This window comes from Pacificispira sp. HM-600 (assembly GCF_977993705.1).
The window spans coordinates 393133-406534 of sequence record NZ_OZ388079.1; the positions used below are offsets into that span (position 1 = coordinate 393133).

Consider the following 13402-nt stretch of genomic DNA (forward strand, 5'->3'; position numbering starts at 1 on the left):
CGGGACGGCCCCGCACATCGTCCACTTGTTCCAGACCATTTCCGTATCGGTGCACGTCTGGTCCTTGAAGATCCGCGCGCGACAACCATCCCCGCAGTGCATCCTCAGGGGAAGGCCAAGGATGATCGCGGTGCAACCTATCCGTCAGCAACATGACTGCGCCGCCAGCAGTGACGCACCCCTCTTCGTAGCGGGCAATCCAATCCGTCATCAGTCCTCCAGAACGAGGATGCAGACTTCCGCCTACTGGTCGGCTCCGCGTCCGTCGTTTTGGGGGTGCATAGCCTCGATGAGTTGATGTGGAGGAAGCGCCGCGCTCGCGGGCCTGGCGAAGATGTGAACTGTGACCGATAACTTGGGACCACGGGCAAATTCGAAAGAGGCACCGCATGGCAGCGAGCATCCACGACATCCTGAGTGAGCTCCGCTCGGTCTCTTATGACGAGCGCGACAAGGGCGACCGCTTCGAACGGCTCATGCAGGCCTACCTCACGATAGAGCCGCAGTATGCGCAGCTCTTCGACGAGGTGTGGATGTGGACGGACTACCCGCAGCGCGGCGGGCGCAAAGACACCGGCATTGACCTTGTTGCTCGCGCTCGTGACACCGGCGAGCTGACGGCGATCCAATGCAAGTTCTTCGACCCATCGACGACGGTCACGAAGCCCATGCTGGACTCGTTCCTCGCGGCATCCAGCAAGAACCTCGACGGCAAGCCTGAGTTTGCTGCTCGCCTTGTCATCTCAACGAGCGACAACTGGGGCAGCAACGCCGAGGATGCGGTCGAGAACCAGAACCCGCCCGTGCAGCGGTTGCGAGTGCAGGATCTCGATGATTCCTCGATCGACTGGGACCAGTTCTCCCTCAACTCCCCTGGCGACTTGACGAAGAAGGCCGCAAAGCAGCCGTTCCCTCATCAAGAGTTGGCAATCTCGAAGGTCGTCGCGGGGTTCGAGACAGCCGACCGCGGCAAGCTGATCATGGCTTGCGGAACCGGCAAGACCTTCACGAGCCTCAAGCTCGTCGAGAAGGTCGTGCCCCGTGGCGGCACCGTCCTGTTTCTCGTTCCCTCTATCTCACTGCTGTCCCAGACGCTGAAGGAGTGGACGATCGAGTCCGCTCTTCCGCTGCGCTCGTTCGCCGTCTGCTCGGACGTGAGCGTCGGCAAGCGAAAGTCCGACGAAGACATCCCGGTTACCGATCTCGCCTACCCGGCGACAACGAACACCACGAAGCTCGTGGCTAAGTTCTCAGAGATACCAGACGACTTCGACGGCATCACCGTCGTGTTCTCGACCTACCAGTCGATTGACGTCGTCGCCAAGGCGCAGTCCGAGGGTGTGCCCGAGTTCGACCTCATCGTCTGCGATGAAGCGCACCGGACGACCGGTGTCACGCTGGCTGGCAATGAAGAGTCCGCGTTCGTCAAGGTGCACAACCAGGACTACATCAGAGGCAAGCGGCGCCTCTACATGACGGCCACGCCGCGCATCTACGCTGACGCCAGCAGATCCAAGGCCGAGGAGGCCGGTGCAGTCCTGACCGACATGGACAGCCCCGAGTTCTACGGCGAAGAGTTCCACCGTCTCGGGTTCGGCGAGGCCGTCTCGATGGGGCGACTCACCGACTACAAGGTGCTCGTGCTCGCCGTGGACGAGTCGTACATCTCCTCCCGCTTCCAGCGCCTGCTGGCTGACGAGAATAACGAGCTGACCCTCGACGATGCCGCGAAGATCGTCGGATGTTGGAATGGCCTCTCCAAGCGCTCGCTGACTCCGGAAGAGTTCGCCCTCGACCCCGAGCCGATGAAGCGAGCGGTCGCGTTCGCCAAGAACATCTCTGAGTCGAAGAAGATCGCCAATCTGTTCGAGCGGGTCGTCGAGGCCGAGATCGACCTCATCGATCAAGAGACGGACGAGAGCGCATCGAATCTTCTCGATGTGGAAGTGCACCATGTCGATGGCACCTACAACGTGCTCGACCGCAACAAAGAGCTCGACTGGCTGAAGCAAGATCCCGGCGCCGGCAACGCCCGCATCCTGACCAACGCCAAGGTGCTCTCCGAAGGCGTGGACGTTCCCGCTCTCGACGCGGTGATGTTCCTCAACCCCCGCGACTCCGTCGTTGATGTCGTGCAGTCTGTGGGTCGGGTGATGCGCAAGCTGGAGGGCAAGAAGTACGGCTACGTCATCCTGCCCATCGGCGTGCCCGCCGATATGGATCCGGCGACCGCGTTGAACGACAACAGGAAGTACAAGGTCGTGTGGCAGGTGCTTCAGGCCCTTCGCGCGCACGACGAGCGCTTCGACGCGATGGTCAACAAGATCGACCTCACGAAGTCCACCGAGGGCAAGCTCTCTGTCATCGGCGTCGGCGGTGGAGGCAAAGACGACGACAAGAACGAGACCGGCAACACCGCCGTCATGCTCGACTTCCCCGCTCTCGACCAGTGGCGCGACGCGATCCTCGCCAAGATCGTGCAGAAGGTCGGCGAGCGTCGCTACTGGGAGAACTGGGCCAAGGATGTCGCGGGCATCGCCTCTGACCACATGACCCGTATCAAGACGCTGGTCGAGGGCTCAGATGCGACTCTGCACGACGAGTTCGCTCGTTTCTTGAAGGGGCTGCAAGACAACCTCAACCCGTTCATCACCGAACGGGAAGCCATCGAGATGCTCTCGCAGCACCTCATCACCAAGCCGGTGTTCGACGCCCTGTTCGAGGGCTATGCCTTCAGCGACCACAACCCTGTCTCGCAGGTCATGCAGCACATGATCGATGCGCTCGAAGAGCAGCATCTAGAGAAAGAGACCGAGAAGCTCGACAAGTTCTACGACTCTGTGCGCACCCGCGCATCCGGAATCACGGATGCCGCGGCGAAGCAGCAGATCGTCAAAGAGCTGTACGAAAAGTTCTTCCAGACCGCCTTCTCGGGGACCAGCGACCGCCTCGGCATCGTCTACACCCCCAACGAGATCGTGGACTTCATCATCCACAGCGTCGATGACGCGCTGAAGGCGGAGTTCGGGGCGAGCCTGTCGGATAAGGGCGTGCACGTCCTCGACCCTTTCACCGGCACCGGCACCTTCATCGTCCGGCTCCTCCAATCCGGACTCATCAAGCCCGAAGACCTCGCCTACAAATACCGGTACGAGCTGCACGCCAACGAACTGGTGCTGCTCGCCTACTACGTCGCCGCGATCAACATCGAAGAGACTTACCACGACCTCGTCGGTGGCGACTACGTGCCCTTCGAGGGCATCGTGCTGACCGATACGTTCCAGATGAACGAGGCCGACGACGAACTCGACAACCACGGCGTGTTTCCGGAGAACAACGAACGCGCCGAGGCGCAAAAAGCGCTCGACATCCGTGTCGTCATCGGCAACCCTCCATATTCGAAGGGTCAGGAGTCCGGCAACGACAACAACCAAAATCTCAGCTACCCAACGCTCGATTCGAAGATCGCCGCGACGTATGCCGCACGCTCCACGGCGCAGAACAAAAACAACCTCTACGACTCCTACATCCGCGCAATCCGCTGGGCCTCCGACCGCGTCGGCGACCGAGGCATCGTCTCGTTCGTCTCTAACGGCGGGTTCATCGACGGCAACACCGCAGATGGTCTCCGAAAGAGCTTCGCGGCCGAGTTCAACTCCATCTACGTGTTCAACCTTCGCGGCAACGCGCGTACCGCTGGTGAGCAACGACGCAAGGAGAAGGACAACGTCTTCGGTCAGGGAACGCGCACTACCGCCGCCATCTACCTGCTCATCAAGAACCCCGACGGCCCAACCCTCGGCAAGGTCTTCTACCGAGACATCGGCGACTACCTCACCCGCGAGCAGAAGCTCGAAGCCGTCCGCAGCGCTCGCAGCTACACCGGCATCGACTGGATACCCATCACGCCCAACGCCGAGGGCGACTGGGTCAACCAGCGCAACGCCGAGTTCGAGTCGTTCACACTCCTCGCTTCCAAGGACAAGAGCGATTCGCGCGAACCTCGCGTCTTGACCACCTACTCTCGCGGGTTGGCGACTGCGCGCGACGCATGGGTCTACAACTACTCGCGTCTTGCGCTGGAGCAGAACGTCAAGCGCATGATCGAGTTCCATAACCAACAGGTGGACGAGGCTCGAGTCGCACGAGAAGCGGGCCTAGCGTGGAATCGAAACGACGACGCGGGCAAGATCAGTTGGAACCGCGCCGACGAGAGCAGTCTGCGACGCGGGAAGATGTTGAAGTTCGACAGCGATCGAATTCGGACCAGTGTCTACCGCCCGTTCTCGAAGCAAAAGGTCTACTTCGACCGCGGCCTCAACGACATGGTGTATCAACTCGATAGAGCCTTCCCCTCCGCTGAGACCGACAATTGGGGCTTCTACCTCAATGGGGTGCACGCAACGAGCGAGTTTGCAGTGCTCGCCCTCGACGCCCTCCCCTGCCTAGACATCTACGGGAAAGGGGGCCAGTTCTTCCCCCGCTACAGCTTCGAACAACGCGAACACGACGGTGATCTACTCTCTGCCCTCGATGATGACGGAACAGGCTACAGACGCATCGATAACATCACCAACGAGATCCTCGAGGACTATCAAAAGACCTTCGGGCGGGAGATCACGAAGGACGGCATCTTCTTTTACCTCTACGGCATCCTTCACTCTCCCGACTACCGCGAGCAGTTCGAGGGCGACCTCAAGAAAATGCTCCCGCGCATCCCGAAGGTCAATGACTTCCACGCGTTCAGCGATGCGGGGCGGAGGCTCGCCAAGCTTCATTTGGGCTACGAGACCGTCGAGTCATACCCGCTCCACGAACAGCGCAGCGCAAACGCGAGCTACGGCGTCGAGAAGATGAAGTACGCCAAGTCAGGCCGCGTGGCCGACAAGACCACGGTTATCTACAACAGTGGTATCACCGTCTCCGGCATCCCAGACGAGGCCCACGAGTACATGCTCGGTTCCCGTTCTGCCATCGACTGGATCATTGAGCGCTACCAGGTCAAGACCGACAAGGCGTCGGGGATCGTCAACGACCCCAACGACTGGGCCGAGGAGCAGGGCAATCCCCGCTACATCCTCGACCTGCTCGCGCGCATCGTCACCGTGAGCGTCGAGACAGTGAACATCGTAATGTCGCTCCCACCACTGGTGATTCTGCCGGAATCGGGCCGAGTGCAAAGTTCACCCGGCGGCAGCCAGGATGCGTAGAGCCGCGGAATAGAAGAGGGGCAAACGTGAAGATCACGCGTATCAAGATCGAAAATTTCCGCGGGTTGAAGGAGGTGACGATTCCCCTCTCTGAGTTCGGCTGTTTCATTGGCGAGAACAACTCCGGCAAATCCTCCGCCCTCCAGGCGATACTGCTTTTGCTCCCGAGCTCGAGCAAGAAGCCCGGCCCATCAGACTTCTACGATCAGACCAAGTCGATCCGCATCGAGTTGCAAGTGACCGAAATTGTTCAGTCCGATCTCGATCGCATCGCTACCGATCAGCACAGGGCCAGTTTCGCCCCGGACGTCGTGGACGGGTCAGTGCGCTTTGTGAGGCTGGTCGACCCGCCTGTGCAAGGCGTAGTCAGCAAGTCACAACTCTCTATCTCGAAGCTCGGCCCCGCAGAGGAGCGTTGGACACAAAATTCCCTTGCGGCTCTGATGAAGGGGCACTCAGGGGCCGAGCTCCGTGCGGTCATTGTGCAGGAGTTACCTGAGCTGGATAGCTTGCTCCCCGCGAAACCCACTCACGCGAAAGCTCAAGAACTTCGTGAGTCGCACGTGAGCGAGATGACGGCTGAAGAGTTGGTGTACCGGGACGAGCCTCTCGGCACCGGGCTCGATGCCGGAATCAAGAATTTTCTGCCTGAGCCTATCTACATCGAGGCAGTGAAAGATGTTGCCGACGAGGTGAAAACCACCGATACCGCTACGTTCGGCAAGCTGCTGGGTATATTGCTCGAGGAAGTTCAGGACCAGTTCTCGGAGGTTGAGGAGCAGTTCCGGGAGATCCAGAAGAAGCTCAGCCGAGTGACTGGCGAAGACGGAATACTCGTCGACTCGCGGCTCGACGAGGTGAAGACCATTGAAAGTCTGATCAACCAGTTCGTCAATGAGACCTTTCCTGATGTGGGCCTTAAGATCCACGTTCCGATGCCGAAGATGAAGACCATTCTCTCGTCCGCGGAAATATCTGCTGATGACGGACATGAGGGTCCGATTGTTTCCAAGGGCGACGGGCTGAAACGCGCCGTAGCGTTCGCCATCCTTCGCGCCTACACGTCGCTGCGCTCATCGGGAATAGCAAATGCCGGGACTGTCAAGGGCCATTACTGGCTGCTGTTCGAGGAGCCGGAACTCTATCTGTACCCTCCTGCACAGCGCCAACTCTTCGCTGCGCTAGAAGTCTTCGCCAAGGATTACCCGGTTCTCGTCACCACTCACTCTCCGATGTTTTTCGATGCAGACACCACTGAGTCGTTTGTAAGGTTCCGAAAGGTGAGGCCAGACCCGGCATCTTCTCCGCACACAACGGTTTCGCCAATATCGATCGGGAGCGACCTATCTGCCAAGACGGCATTTCAGATCATCTGTCACGAGAACAACAGCATTGGCTTCTTCGCCAAGAAGGTAGTGCTGGTTGAAGGCGACAGCGACGCACTTCTACTGCCACATCTTGCCAAGCTGTTGAACCCGAAGTGGGACGCAGTCGAAATGAACATCGCATTCGCCCGCACCAACGGCAAGGGCAACATTGCGAGCTATCGTTCATTCTTCAAGAAGTTCGAGATACCCGTGCACGTCGTATGCGACCTCGACGCGCTCATCGGCAGTTTCGACAAGCTTGAGCCGAGCGAACTCGCAAGAACCGCACGCGGCGCCCTGCTGCAACTGGTGGATCAAGAGATCACCGAAGCGCGCGAAATTACCGAAGGTGAGGCCAAGGAGATCGCAGCGAAGGGCGAAGCCCATGCCCTCTGGGGAGCCGTGGAGAGCGCTCGATCAGTGCTCGACGACACCCCAGAGTCGTTCGAGGCGTTGAGTCGCGCTGTTGACGCGTTCTTCGCGTTTCGACGGAAAGGAGACAGGCTCGCTGTTCTCGAGTCTGCAACCGGCGCCATCCAAGCAAAGAAGGCTGAACTCATCGATCTGTTGCGTGAGTCGAATACGAATGTGCTTTCGCTCGGGGCGATCGAGAGTTACTACGCCAGTCGATCGCAGCAGCGCGACAAGGTGAAGCAGGCGATCGAGTACCGCAGCGCCTGCTCGACTCTTCACATGTACCTCGCGGACCTTGGTGAATCTGGGGTGAGCATCAAGACGGAACTCGAACAGGTCATGAAGAACATCTTCGAGAACGAAAGCCCCATCCATGAAGTCGCGGATCCCAATGCCTCCGCGCTCCTCGCGAACGCGACATCTCTCCCCTAGATCCAGGGGCGTTTGCGGCACACTCTGTTACCTATCGAGAACGGAACCGACGTGCACGAGATCTTCTGCCCGAGTTGCGGCAAAGCATTCACCATCGATGAGGCTGGCTACGCCGACATCCTGAAGCAAGTCCGCGACGACGATTTCGAGAATCAACTGCACGAACGGCTCGAACTCGCGGACAAGGACAAGAAGTCGGCGATCGAACTTGCCGAGGCGAAGGTCACCGCCGAGCTGCAAGCGGCAGCCGCGAAAAAGGACTCTGAGATTCAGGATCTGAAGGCGAAGATCGACGCTGCCGAGGCCGCGCAGAAGCTGGCAGTAGCCGAGTCGTTGGCCACCGCCGAGAAGCAGCGCAACGCGCTGGCGAATGAGCTCGAGAAGGCGAAGACCGAAAAGCAGACAGCGCTCGAAATCGCGGAAGCCAAGCTCGTCAACGAGCTGCAGAAGGCGGCAGTCGCGAAAGACACTGAGATTCAGGATCTGAAGGCGAAGCTCGACGCCGATGCCGTCGCGCGAAAGCTCGCCATCACTGAGGCCGTCGGCGTGGTCGAAAAGGAGCGCGAGGAGCTGAAGAGCGGTCTGGCGCGGATCGAGCTGGAGAAGCAACTCGCCGAAGCCGCGCTGAAGGACAAGTACGAGACGCAGATCAAGGATCGCGACGAGCAGATCGAGCGCCTCAAGGACTTCAAGGCGAGACTCTCGACCAAGATGGTCGGCGAAACACTTGAGCAGCACTGCGAGACGACGTTCAACCAGATCCGGGCGACTGCCTTCCCGACTGCCTACTTCGAGAAAGACAACGACGCACGCACGGGCAGCAAAGGCGACTACATCTTCCGCGAAGCCGACGGCGCAGGAACCGAGATCCTGTCGATCATGTTCGAGATGAAGAACGAGTCCGACGGCACGGCGACGAAGCACAAGAACGAGGACTTCCTCAAGGAGCTCGACAAGGACCGCAACGAGAAGGGTTGCGAGTACGCGGTGCTCGTCTCGCTACTCGAACCCGACAGCGAGCTGTATAACTCGGGCATCGTCGACGTGTCGCACCGATATCCGAAGATGTACGTCGTTCGTCCGCAGTTCTTCATCCCGATCATTACGGTGCTCCGGAACGCGGCTCTGAACTCGCTGAAGTACAAGGCCGAACTCGCACTGGTGAAGGCGCAGAACGTCGACATCACCAACTTCGAACAGCAAGTCGAAGAGTTCAAGAGCACCTTCGGGCGCAACTGGCGACTTGCTTCGGATGGCTTCGAAGAGGCAGTGAAGCGCATCGACGAGGCGATCAAAGACCTCGAAAAAACGAAGGACGCGCTCCACAAGTCCGCGAACAACCTTCGGCTTGCGAACGACAAGGCGCAAGATCTGACGATCAAGAAGCTCACGAAGGGCAACCCGACCATGGCGACGAAGTTCGCTGAGCTGGAGCAGGGCACGCTGGAAGACTGAACGTCAGGCCAGTGAAGCGCCGGCCCGCAATATTCGATGTCGCTGAAGCGCAATATTCAGTGGCACCCAAGACGTCGACTACTCAGCGACCTCACGCGACGACGAGCGGACGGACGTCGTACTCCTTGCCATCTAGCTCCTGGGCGAGGTCGTAGTTCGTCTGCATCGCGAGCCACGCGCGTGCGGTGCCGACCCCGGCACGCTCGAGCCGCACGGCGAGATTCGGGCTCACCCCCGCGTGACCGTGGATCACACGACTGAGTGTCACACGAGATACACCGAGGCGGGCCGCAGCCTCAACGACGGTAAGCCCGAGCTCCCCGAGCACGTCTTCCCCGAGTACGAAGCCGGGATGCGGCGGATTCTTCATCATGTTCGTTCCCTCCTCAGTGGTAATCCTGGTGGTCGACGAGTTCCACGTCTTGCCCAACGAACCGGAACGTCACACGCCAGTTGCCATTGACCCAGATCGACCAGTGATCGGCGAGATCACCGTCGCGCGATGATCCCGGTCTCGAACGCGTTCTGGTGCTGAATGGTCACGGTCAGGGGTCACCCGCCTCGTGGAGCAACGTCTCGAGGATGTCGATCAGTCCGGGCAGATCCTGCACCGCCGTCTCGTAGATGCGAGTGTCGATGATCTCCGCGTAGCCGTGAATCAGAATGTTCCGCAGCCCCACGGCGTTCGCCAGTCCGGGAACCCGGGCCGCGGTTTCAGGATCGATGCGCCGAAGGGTGTTCAGCGCCTCGCCAATAATCTCGAACTCGCGCTCCACCGCGCGGCGGCGCATCAGCTCCCGCGAATAGTCCTCTCGCGACGTACCGGCGAGAAACGTACCGATCGTCTTCGCCGCGTCGACGGCGTCCCAGAGGGGCGCACCAGATTCAGGCCGCATAGAGGTCCACGGCCTCGCCGAACGCCTTCTTGGCGAAGTAGGGGTTCCGAACCGCACCAGCCTCGACCAGGTCGACCTCTCGTCCCACAATCCGTTCGAGCGCGTCCTTCAAACCGAGAAAGGGCGCTATGCCCCCGGGCGCATCCGCGCGAAAATCGACGAGAAAGTCCACATCACTCGTCTCAGGGTCGAAACTCACGCTGACCGCCGAACCGAAAATCCGCAGCCGCGCAACACCGAATTGTTCGCAGGCGCGTGCGAGCGCAGTGCGGTCAAGCGCAGCCTGGGTGAGCATGTTCCCCAGAATAGAGGCTGAGACGCTCGAGATGGCGGTTCCAACCGCTGACCGCGAGGCGATGTCGAACGCCGCGCCCGCCCCTACCCGAGCAGCACCACCCCAAACCCCGCCACCACAGCACGCACCTCCGCGAGGTAGCGCTGCGCTTGCTCGGTCAGCGGGATGGCGGAGTGGCCGATCCATCCGATCTCGATGCGTTCGTCGATGTCGAGCGGAATCGCGGTGATCTCGGGGTCCAGGTCGTCGCTGATGATGCCCGTCGAGATCGTGTAACCGTCGAGCCCGATCATCAGGTTGAAAATCGTCGCGCGATCCGAGACCCGAATCTCTTGCTTGCTCGACAGGGTCGAGAGGATCTCCTCGGCGAAATAGAACGAGTTGTTCGCGCCCTGATCGAACGTCAGTCGCGGCAGATCCGCGAGATCGGCGAGCGTCACACGATCTCGCGAGGCGAGCGGATTCTTCCGCGAGATGAAGATGTGCGGCTCGGCGAGAAAGAGCGGGCGGAACGCGAGCCCCGAATCCCGCAGCAACTTATCGATGACGTTCCGATTGAAATCGTTGCGATACAGGATGCCGAGCTCGCTCCGGAGCGTCCGCACATCCTCGATGATGTCCCACGTGCGCGTCTCTCGCAGCGAGAACTCGTACTCGGCCGCCCCGCTGGCCTTCACCATCCGCACCATCGCATCGACCGCGAACGAATAGTGCTGCGTCGACACCCCGAGCAGGCGACGCGACGGCGGGCGCCCGAGGTACCGCTGCTCGAGCAACTCCGCCTGCTCGACGACCTGCCGGGCATACCCCAGAAACTCCGCGCCATCTGTTGTGAGCGTCACCCCACGGGCGGAGCGCAGCAGCAGGGCATGGCCCACCCGCGACTCGAGCTCTTTCATCGCCGCCGACATGGTCGGTTGCGAGACATACAGCAGGTCGGCGGCCGCGCTGATCGATCCCTCTGCCGCGACCTCGATGAAGTAGTGGAGCTGCTGGAGAGTGATACCGCTGGAATCGCGAGCCATAGGTAAAGGCTATACGGAGGTATAGTCCCGGCAAGTTTCTCGATATGTAGGCCTCAGCCCCACCATGGACCCACCGACTTCCGCACGGCCGAACCCGGCCGATCAGCCACTGGATGGGCCGCTCATGACGAACGCCTTCACGTTCCACATCACCACCACCCGATTCGACGAGGACTACTCACCGTCGGACAGTTCGCGCATCACCACCAACTTCGCCAACCTGGCCCGGGGCGAACACCGACAGCAGAACCTGCGCAATGCCCTGACGATGATCGACAACCGGTTCAACGACCTCGCGCACTGGGACAACCCGAACCGTGACCGCTACACCCTCGAACTCGAGATCGTCTCGGTCGCGATGCAGTTCACCACCGAGGGCGAGGATCAGGAGTTTCCGCTGCTCGAAGTCCTCGACATCCAGATCCTCGACCGGCACACCGGCACGCGTCACCACGGAATCGTCGGCAACAACTTCTCGTCCTACGTGCGCGACTACGACTTCAGCGTCCTGCTCCCGGCGATCAAGAACGCCCCGACCGATATCGCCGTGCCCGAAGACTTCGGTGATCTGCACGGCAAACTGTTCCAGAATTTCATCGACTCCCCCGCGTATCAGGAACGATTCCGGATGTCTCCGGTGATCTGCATCAGCGTCTCGACGAGCCGGACGTACCGCCGCACCGAGAACCAGCATCCGATTCTGGGTGTCGAATACGTGCAGGACGAGTCCTCGCTGACGGACGAATACTTCGCGAAGATGGGGCTACACACCCGCTACTTCATGCCCGCTGGCAGCGTCGCGCCCTTGGCGTTCTACTTTCGCGGCGATCTTCTGAACGACTACGCGAACCTGCAGCTCATCGGCACGATCAGCACGATGGAGTCGTTCCAGAAGATCTATCGACCCGAGATCTACAACGCCAACGCCGCCGCACCGGCCATCTACCGACCGAGCCTCGACCAGCACGACTACTCGCGCACCGAGATCGCCTACGACCGCGTCGAGCGCAGCCAGCTCGCGGTCACGCAGGGCAAGTACACCGAAGAGCACTTCGTACGACGTCACCGCACGGTGCTGAACCAGTGGGCCGCCAACTACCCGACGCCCGTCGGATGAGCACCGGAAAGTCATCGATCATGCAGAAGCTCTTGCCTACCTCGATCGTCGGTAGCCTGCCGAAGCCGCTCTGGCTCGCGCAGCCCGAGACCCTCTGGTCGCCCTGGAAGCTCGAGGGTGACGAGCTCATCGAGGGCAAGCAAGACGCGCTTCGCACGGCCGTGCACGAGCAGCGCCGCGCAGGCATCGACATCATCAGCGACGGCGAGCAGACCCGGCAGCACTTCGTCACGACGTTCATCGAGCACCTCAGCGGGGTCGACTTCGAAAGGCGCGAAACCGTACGCATCCGGAACCGCTACGACGCCAGCGTGCCGACCGTCGTCGGCGCCGTGAGTCGCGAGAAGCCGGTTTTCGTTCAGGATGCGGCATTCCTGCGCCAGCAGACCGACCAGCCGATCAAGTGGGCGCTGCCCGGTCCGATGACGATGATCGACACCCTCTACGACGCCCACTACAAGAGTCGCGAGAAGCTGGCATGGGAGTTCGCGACGATCCTCAACGACGAAGCGCGAGAGCTCGAGGCGGCGGGCGTCGACATCATCCAGTTCGACGAACCCGCATTCAATGTGTTCTTCGATGAGCTTCAGGACTGGGGAGTCGCAGCACTCGAGCGGGCGGCGGAAGGGCTGCGCGCCGAAACGGTCGTGCACATTTGTTACGGGTACGGGATCAAGGCGAACACGGACTGGAAAGAGACCCTCGGGTCGGAGTGGCGCCAGTACGAAGAATCGTTCCCGCTGTTGCAGAGGTCGACCATCGACACGATCTCGCTGGAGTCGTACAACTCTCGGGTGCCGTTGGAGCTCGTGGAGCTACTCCGCGGCAAAAAGGTCATGCTGGGCGCGATCGACGTGGCAAGCGACACGATCGAAACACCGGATGCCGTGGCCGACACGTTGCGTCGGGCGCTAGCGTTCGTCGATCCCGACAAGCTCATCGCGAGCACGAACTGCGGCATGGCGCCGCTGCCGCGCGGTGTTGCGCTGGCGAAGCTCGGGGCGCTGAGCGCCGGCGCGGCGATCGTTCGCGCGGAGCTGGGTGGCGTGGGGGTCTGAGCCATGGAGAAGACGGAGCGACGCAGGGAATTGCAGCGGCGCAAGATGAGGTGACGCGGGGCCAGGTGCCATTGCCGGCATCTGGCAGGGGCTGATGCAGCAGTGATGTCATTCGCATGTGTAGTGTTCTGTG

Annotated in this window: 9 protein-coding genes; 5 read left to right on the plus strand and 4 right to left on the minus strand. The window is 60.8% G+C overall.

Annotation, left to right across the window (positions count from 1 at the left end; translation table 11 throughout):
- Positions 1-389 precede the first annotated feature (389 nt).
- Genes ACXZ1E_RS01855 through ACXZ1E_RS01865 form a run of 3 tightly spaced genes read left to right on the plus strand, consistent with a single transcriptional unit; the run spans position 390 to position 8878 of the window.
- Positions 390-5210, plus strand: coding sequence for a DEAD/DEAH box helicase (locus ACXZ1E_RS01855; RefSeq protein WP_458041762.1), 4821 nt, complete (start codon positions 390-392; stop codon positions 5208-5210).
- A gap of 26 nt (positions 5211-5236) precedes the next feature.
- The gene (locus ACXZ1E_RS01860; protein ID WP_458041763.1) at positions 5237-7423 is read left to right on the plus strand and encodes an ATP-dependent nuclease; all 2187 of its coding nucleotides are present in this window, start codon (positions 5237-5239) and stop codon (positions 7421-7423) included.
- Positions 7424-7474: 51 nt separating this feature from the next.
- On the plus strand, positions 7475-8878 hold the full coding sequence (locus tag ACXZ1E_RS01865; protein WP_458041764.1) for a DUF2130 domain-containing protein: 1404 nt from the start codon (positions 7475-7477) through the stop codon (positions 8876-8878).
- 91 nt (positions 8879-8969) lie between these two features.
- Here ACXZ1E_RS01865 and ACXZ1E_RS01870 read toward each other — a convergent pair whose 3' ends face one another.
- From ACXZ1E_RS01870 to ACXZ1E_RS01885, 4 genes are all read right to left on the minus strand, one after another.
- Positions 8970-9251, minus strand: a complete 282-nt coding sequence (locus ACXZ1E_RS01870; protein ID WP_458041765.1) for a HigA family addiction module antitoxin — start codon at positions 9249-9251, stop codon at positions 8970-8972.
- Positions 9252-9423: 172 nt separating this feature from the next.
- Positions 9424-9774, minus strand: coding sequence for a HepT-like ribonuclease domain-containing protein (locus tag ACXZ1E_RS01875; RefSeq protein WP_458041766.1), 351 nt, complete (start codon positions 9772-9774; stop codon positions 9424-9426).
- Positions 9764-10069 (minus strand): nucleotidyltransferase family protein, encoded by a 306-nt coding sequence (locus ACXZ1E_RS01880; protein ID WP_458041767.1) that lies wholly within the window; start codon positions 10067-10069, stop codon positions 9764-9766. The genes ACXZ1E_RS01875 and ACXZ1E_RS01880 overlap by 11 nt, the downstream gene beginning before the upstream one ends.
- Positions 10070-10152: 83 nt before the next feature.
- Positions 10153-11094, minus strand: a complete 942-nt coding sequence (locus ACXZ1E_RS01885) for a LysR family transcriptional regulator (RefSeq protein WP_458041768.1) — start codon at positions 11092-11094, stop codon at positions 10153-10155.
- 124 nt (positions 11095-11218) lie between these two features.
- On the opposite strand from ACXZ1E_RS01885, the gene ACXZ1E_RS01890 reads away from it, so the two are divergent.
- Positions 11219-12211 (plus strand): DUF1852 domain-containing protein, encoded by a 993-nt coding sequence (locus tag ACXZ1E_RS01890; RefSeq protein ID WP_458041769.1) that lies wholly within the window; start codon positions 11219-11221, stop codon positions 12209-12211.
- Positions 12208-13269 carry a methionine synthase gene (locus tag ACXZ1E_RS01895; protein WP_458352023.1) on the plus strand — a complete coding sequence of 354 codons (1062 nt, stop codon included), beginning with the start codon at positions 12208-12210 and terminating at the stop codon, positions 13267-13269. The genes ACXZ1E_RS01890 and ACXZ1E_RS01895 overlap by 4 nt, the downstream gene beginning before the upstream one ends.
- Positions 13270-13402: the final 133 nt, after the last annotated feature.

What these genes read in the sequence shown, in the direction of transcription:
- ACXZ1E_RS01875 (WP_458041766.1), bottom strand. Translation starts at nt 9,774, where the DNA reads ATGCGGCCTGAATCTGGTGCGCCCCTCTGGGACGCCGTCGACGCGGCG.
- ACXZ1E_RS01855 (WP_458041762.1), top strand. Translation starts at nt 390, where the DNA reads ATGGCAGCGAGCATCCACGACATCCTGAGTGAGCTCCGCTCGGTCTCT.
- ACXZ1E_RS01870 (WP_458041765.1), bottom strand. Translation starts at nt 9,251, where the DNA reads ATGATGAAGAATCCGCCGCATCCCGGCTTCGTACTCGGGGAAGACGTG.
- ACXZ1E_RS01890 (WP_458041769.1), top strand. Translation starts at nt 11,219, where the DNA reads ATGACGAACGCCTTCACGTTCCACATCACCACCACCCGATTCGACGAG.
- ACXZ1E_RS01885 (WP_458041768.1), bottom strand. Translation starts at nt 11,094, where the DNA reads ATGGCTCGCGATTCCAGCGGTATCACTCTCCAGCAGCTCCACTACTTC.
- ACXZ1E_RS01895 (WP_458352023.1), top strand. Translation starts at nt 12,208, where the DNA reads ATGAGCACCGGAAAGTCATCGATCATGCAGAAGCTCTTGCCTACCTCG.
- ACXZ1E_RS01880 (WP_458041767.1), bottom strand. Translation starts at nt 10,069, where the DNA reads ATGCTCACCCAGGCTGCGCTTGACCGCACTGCGCTCGCACGCGCCTGC.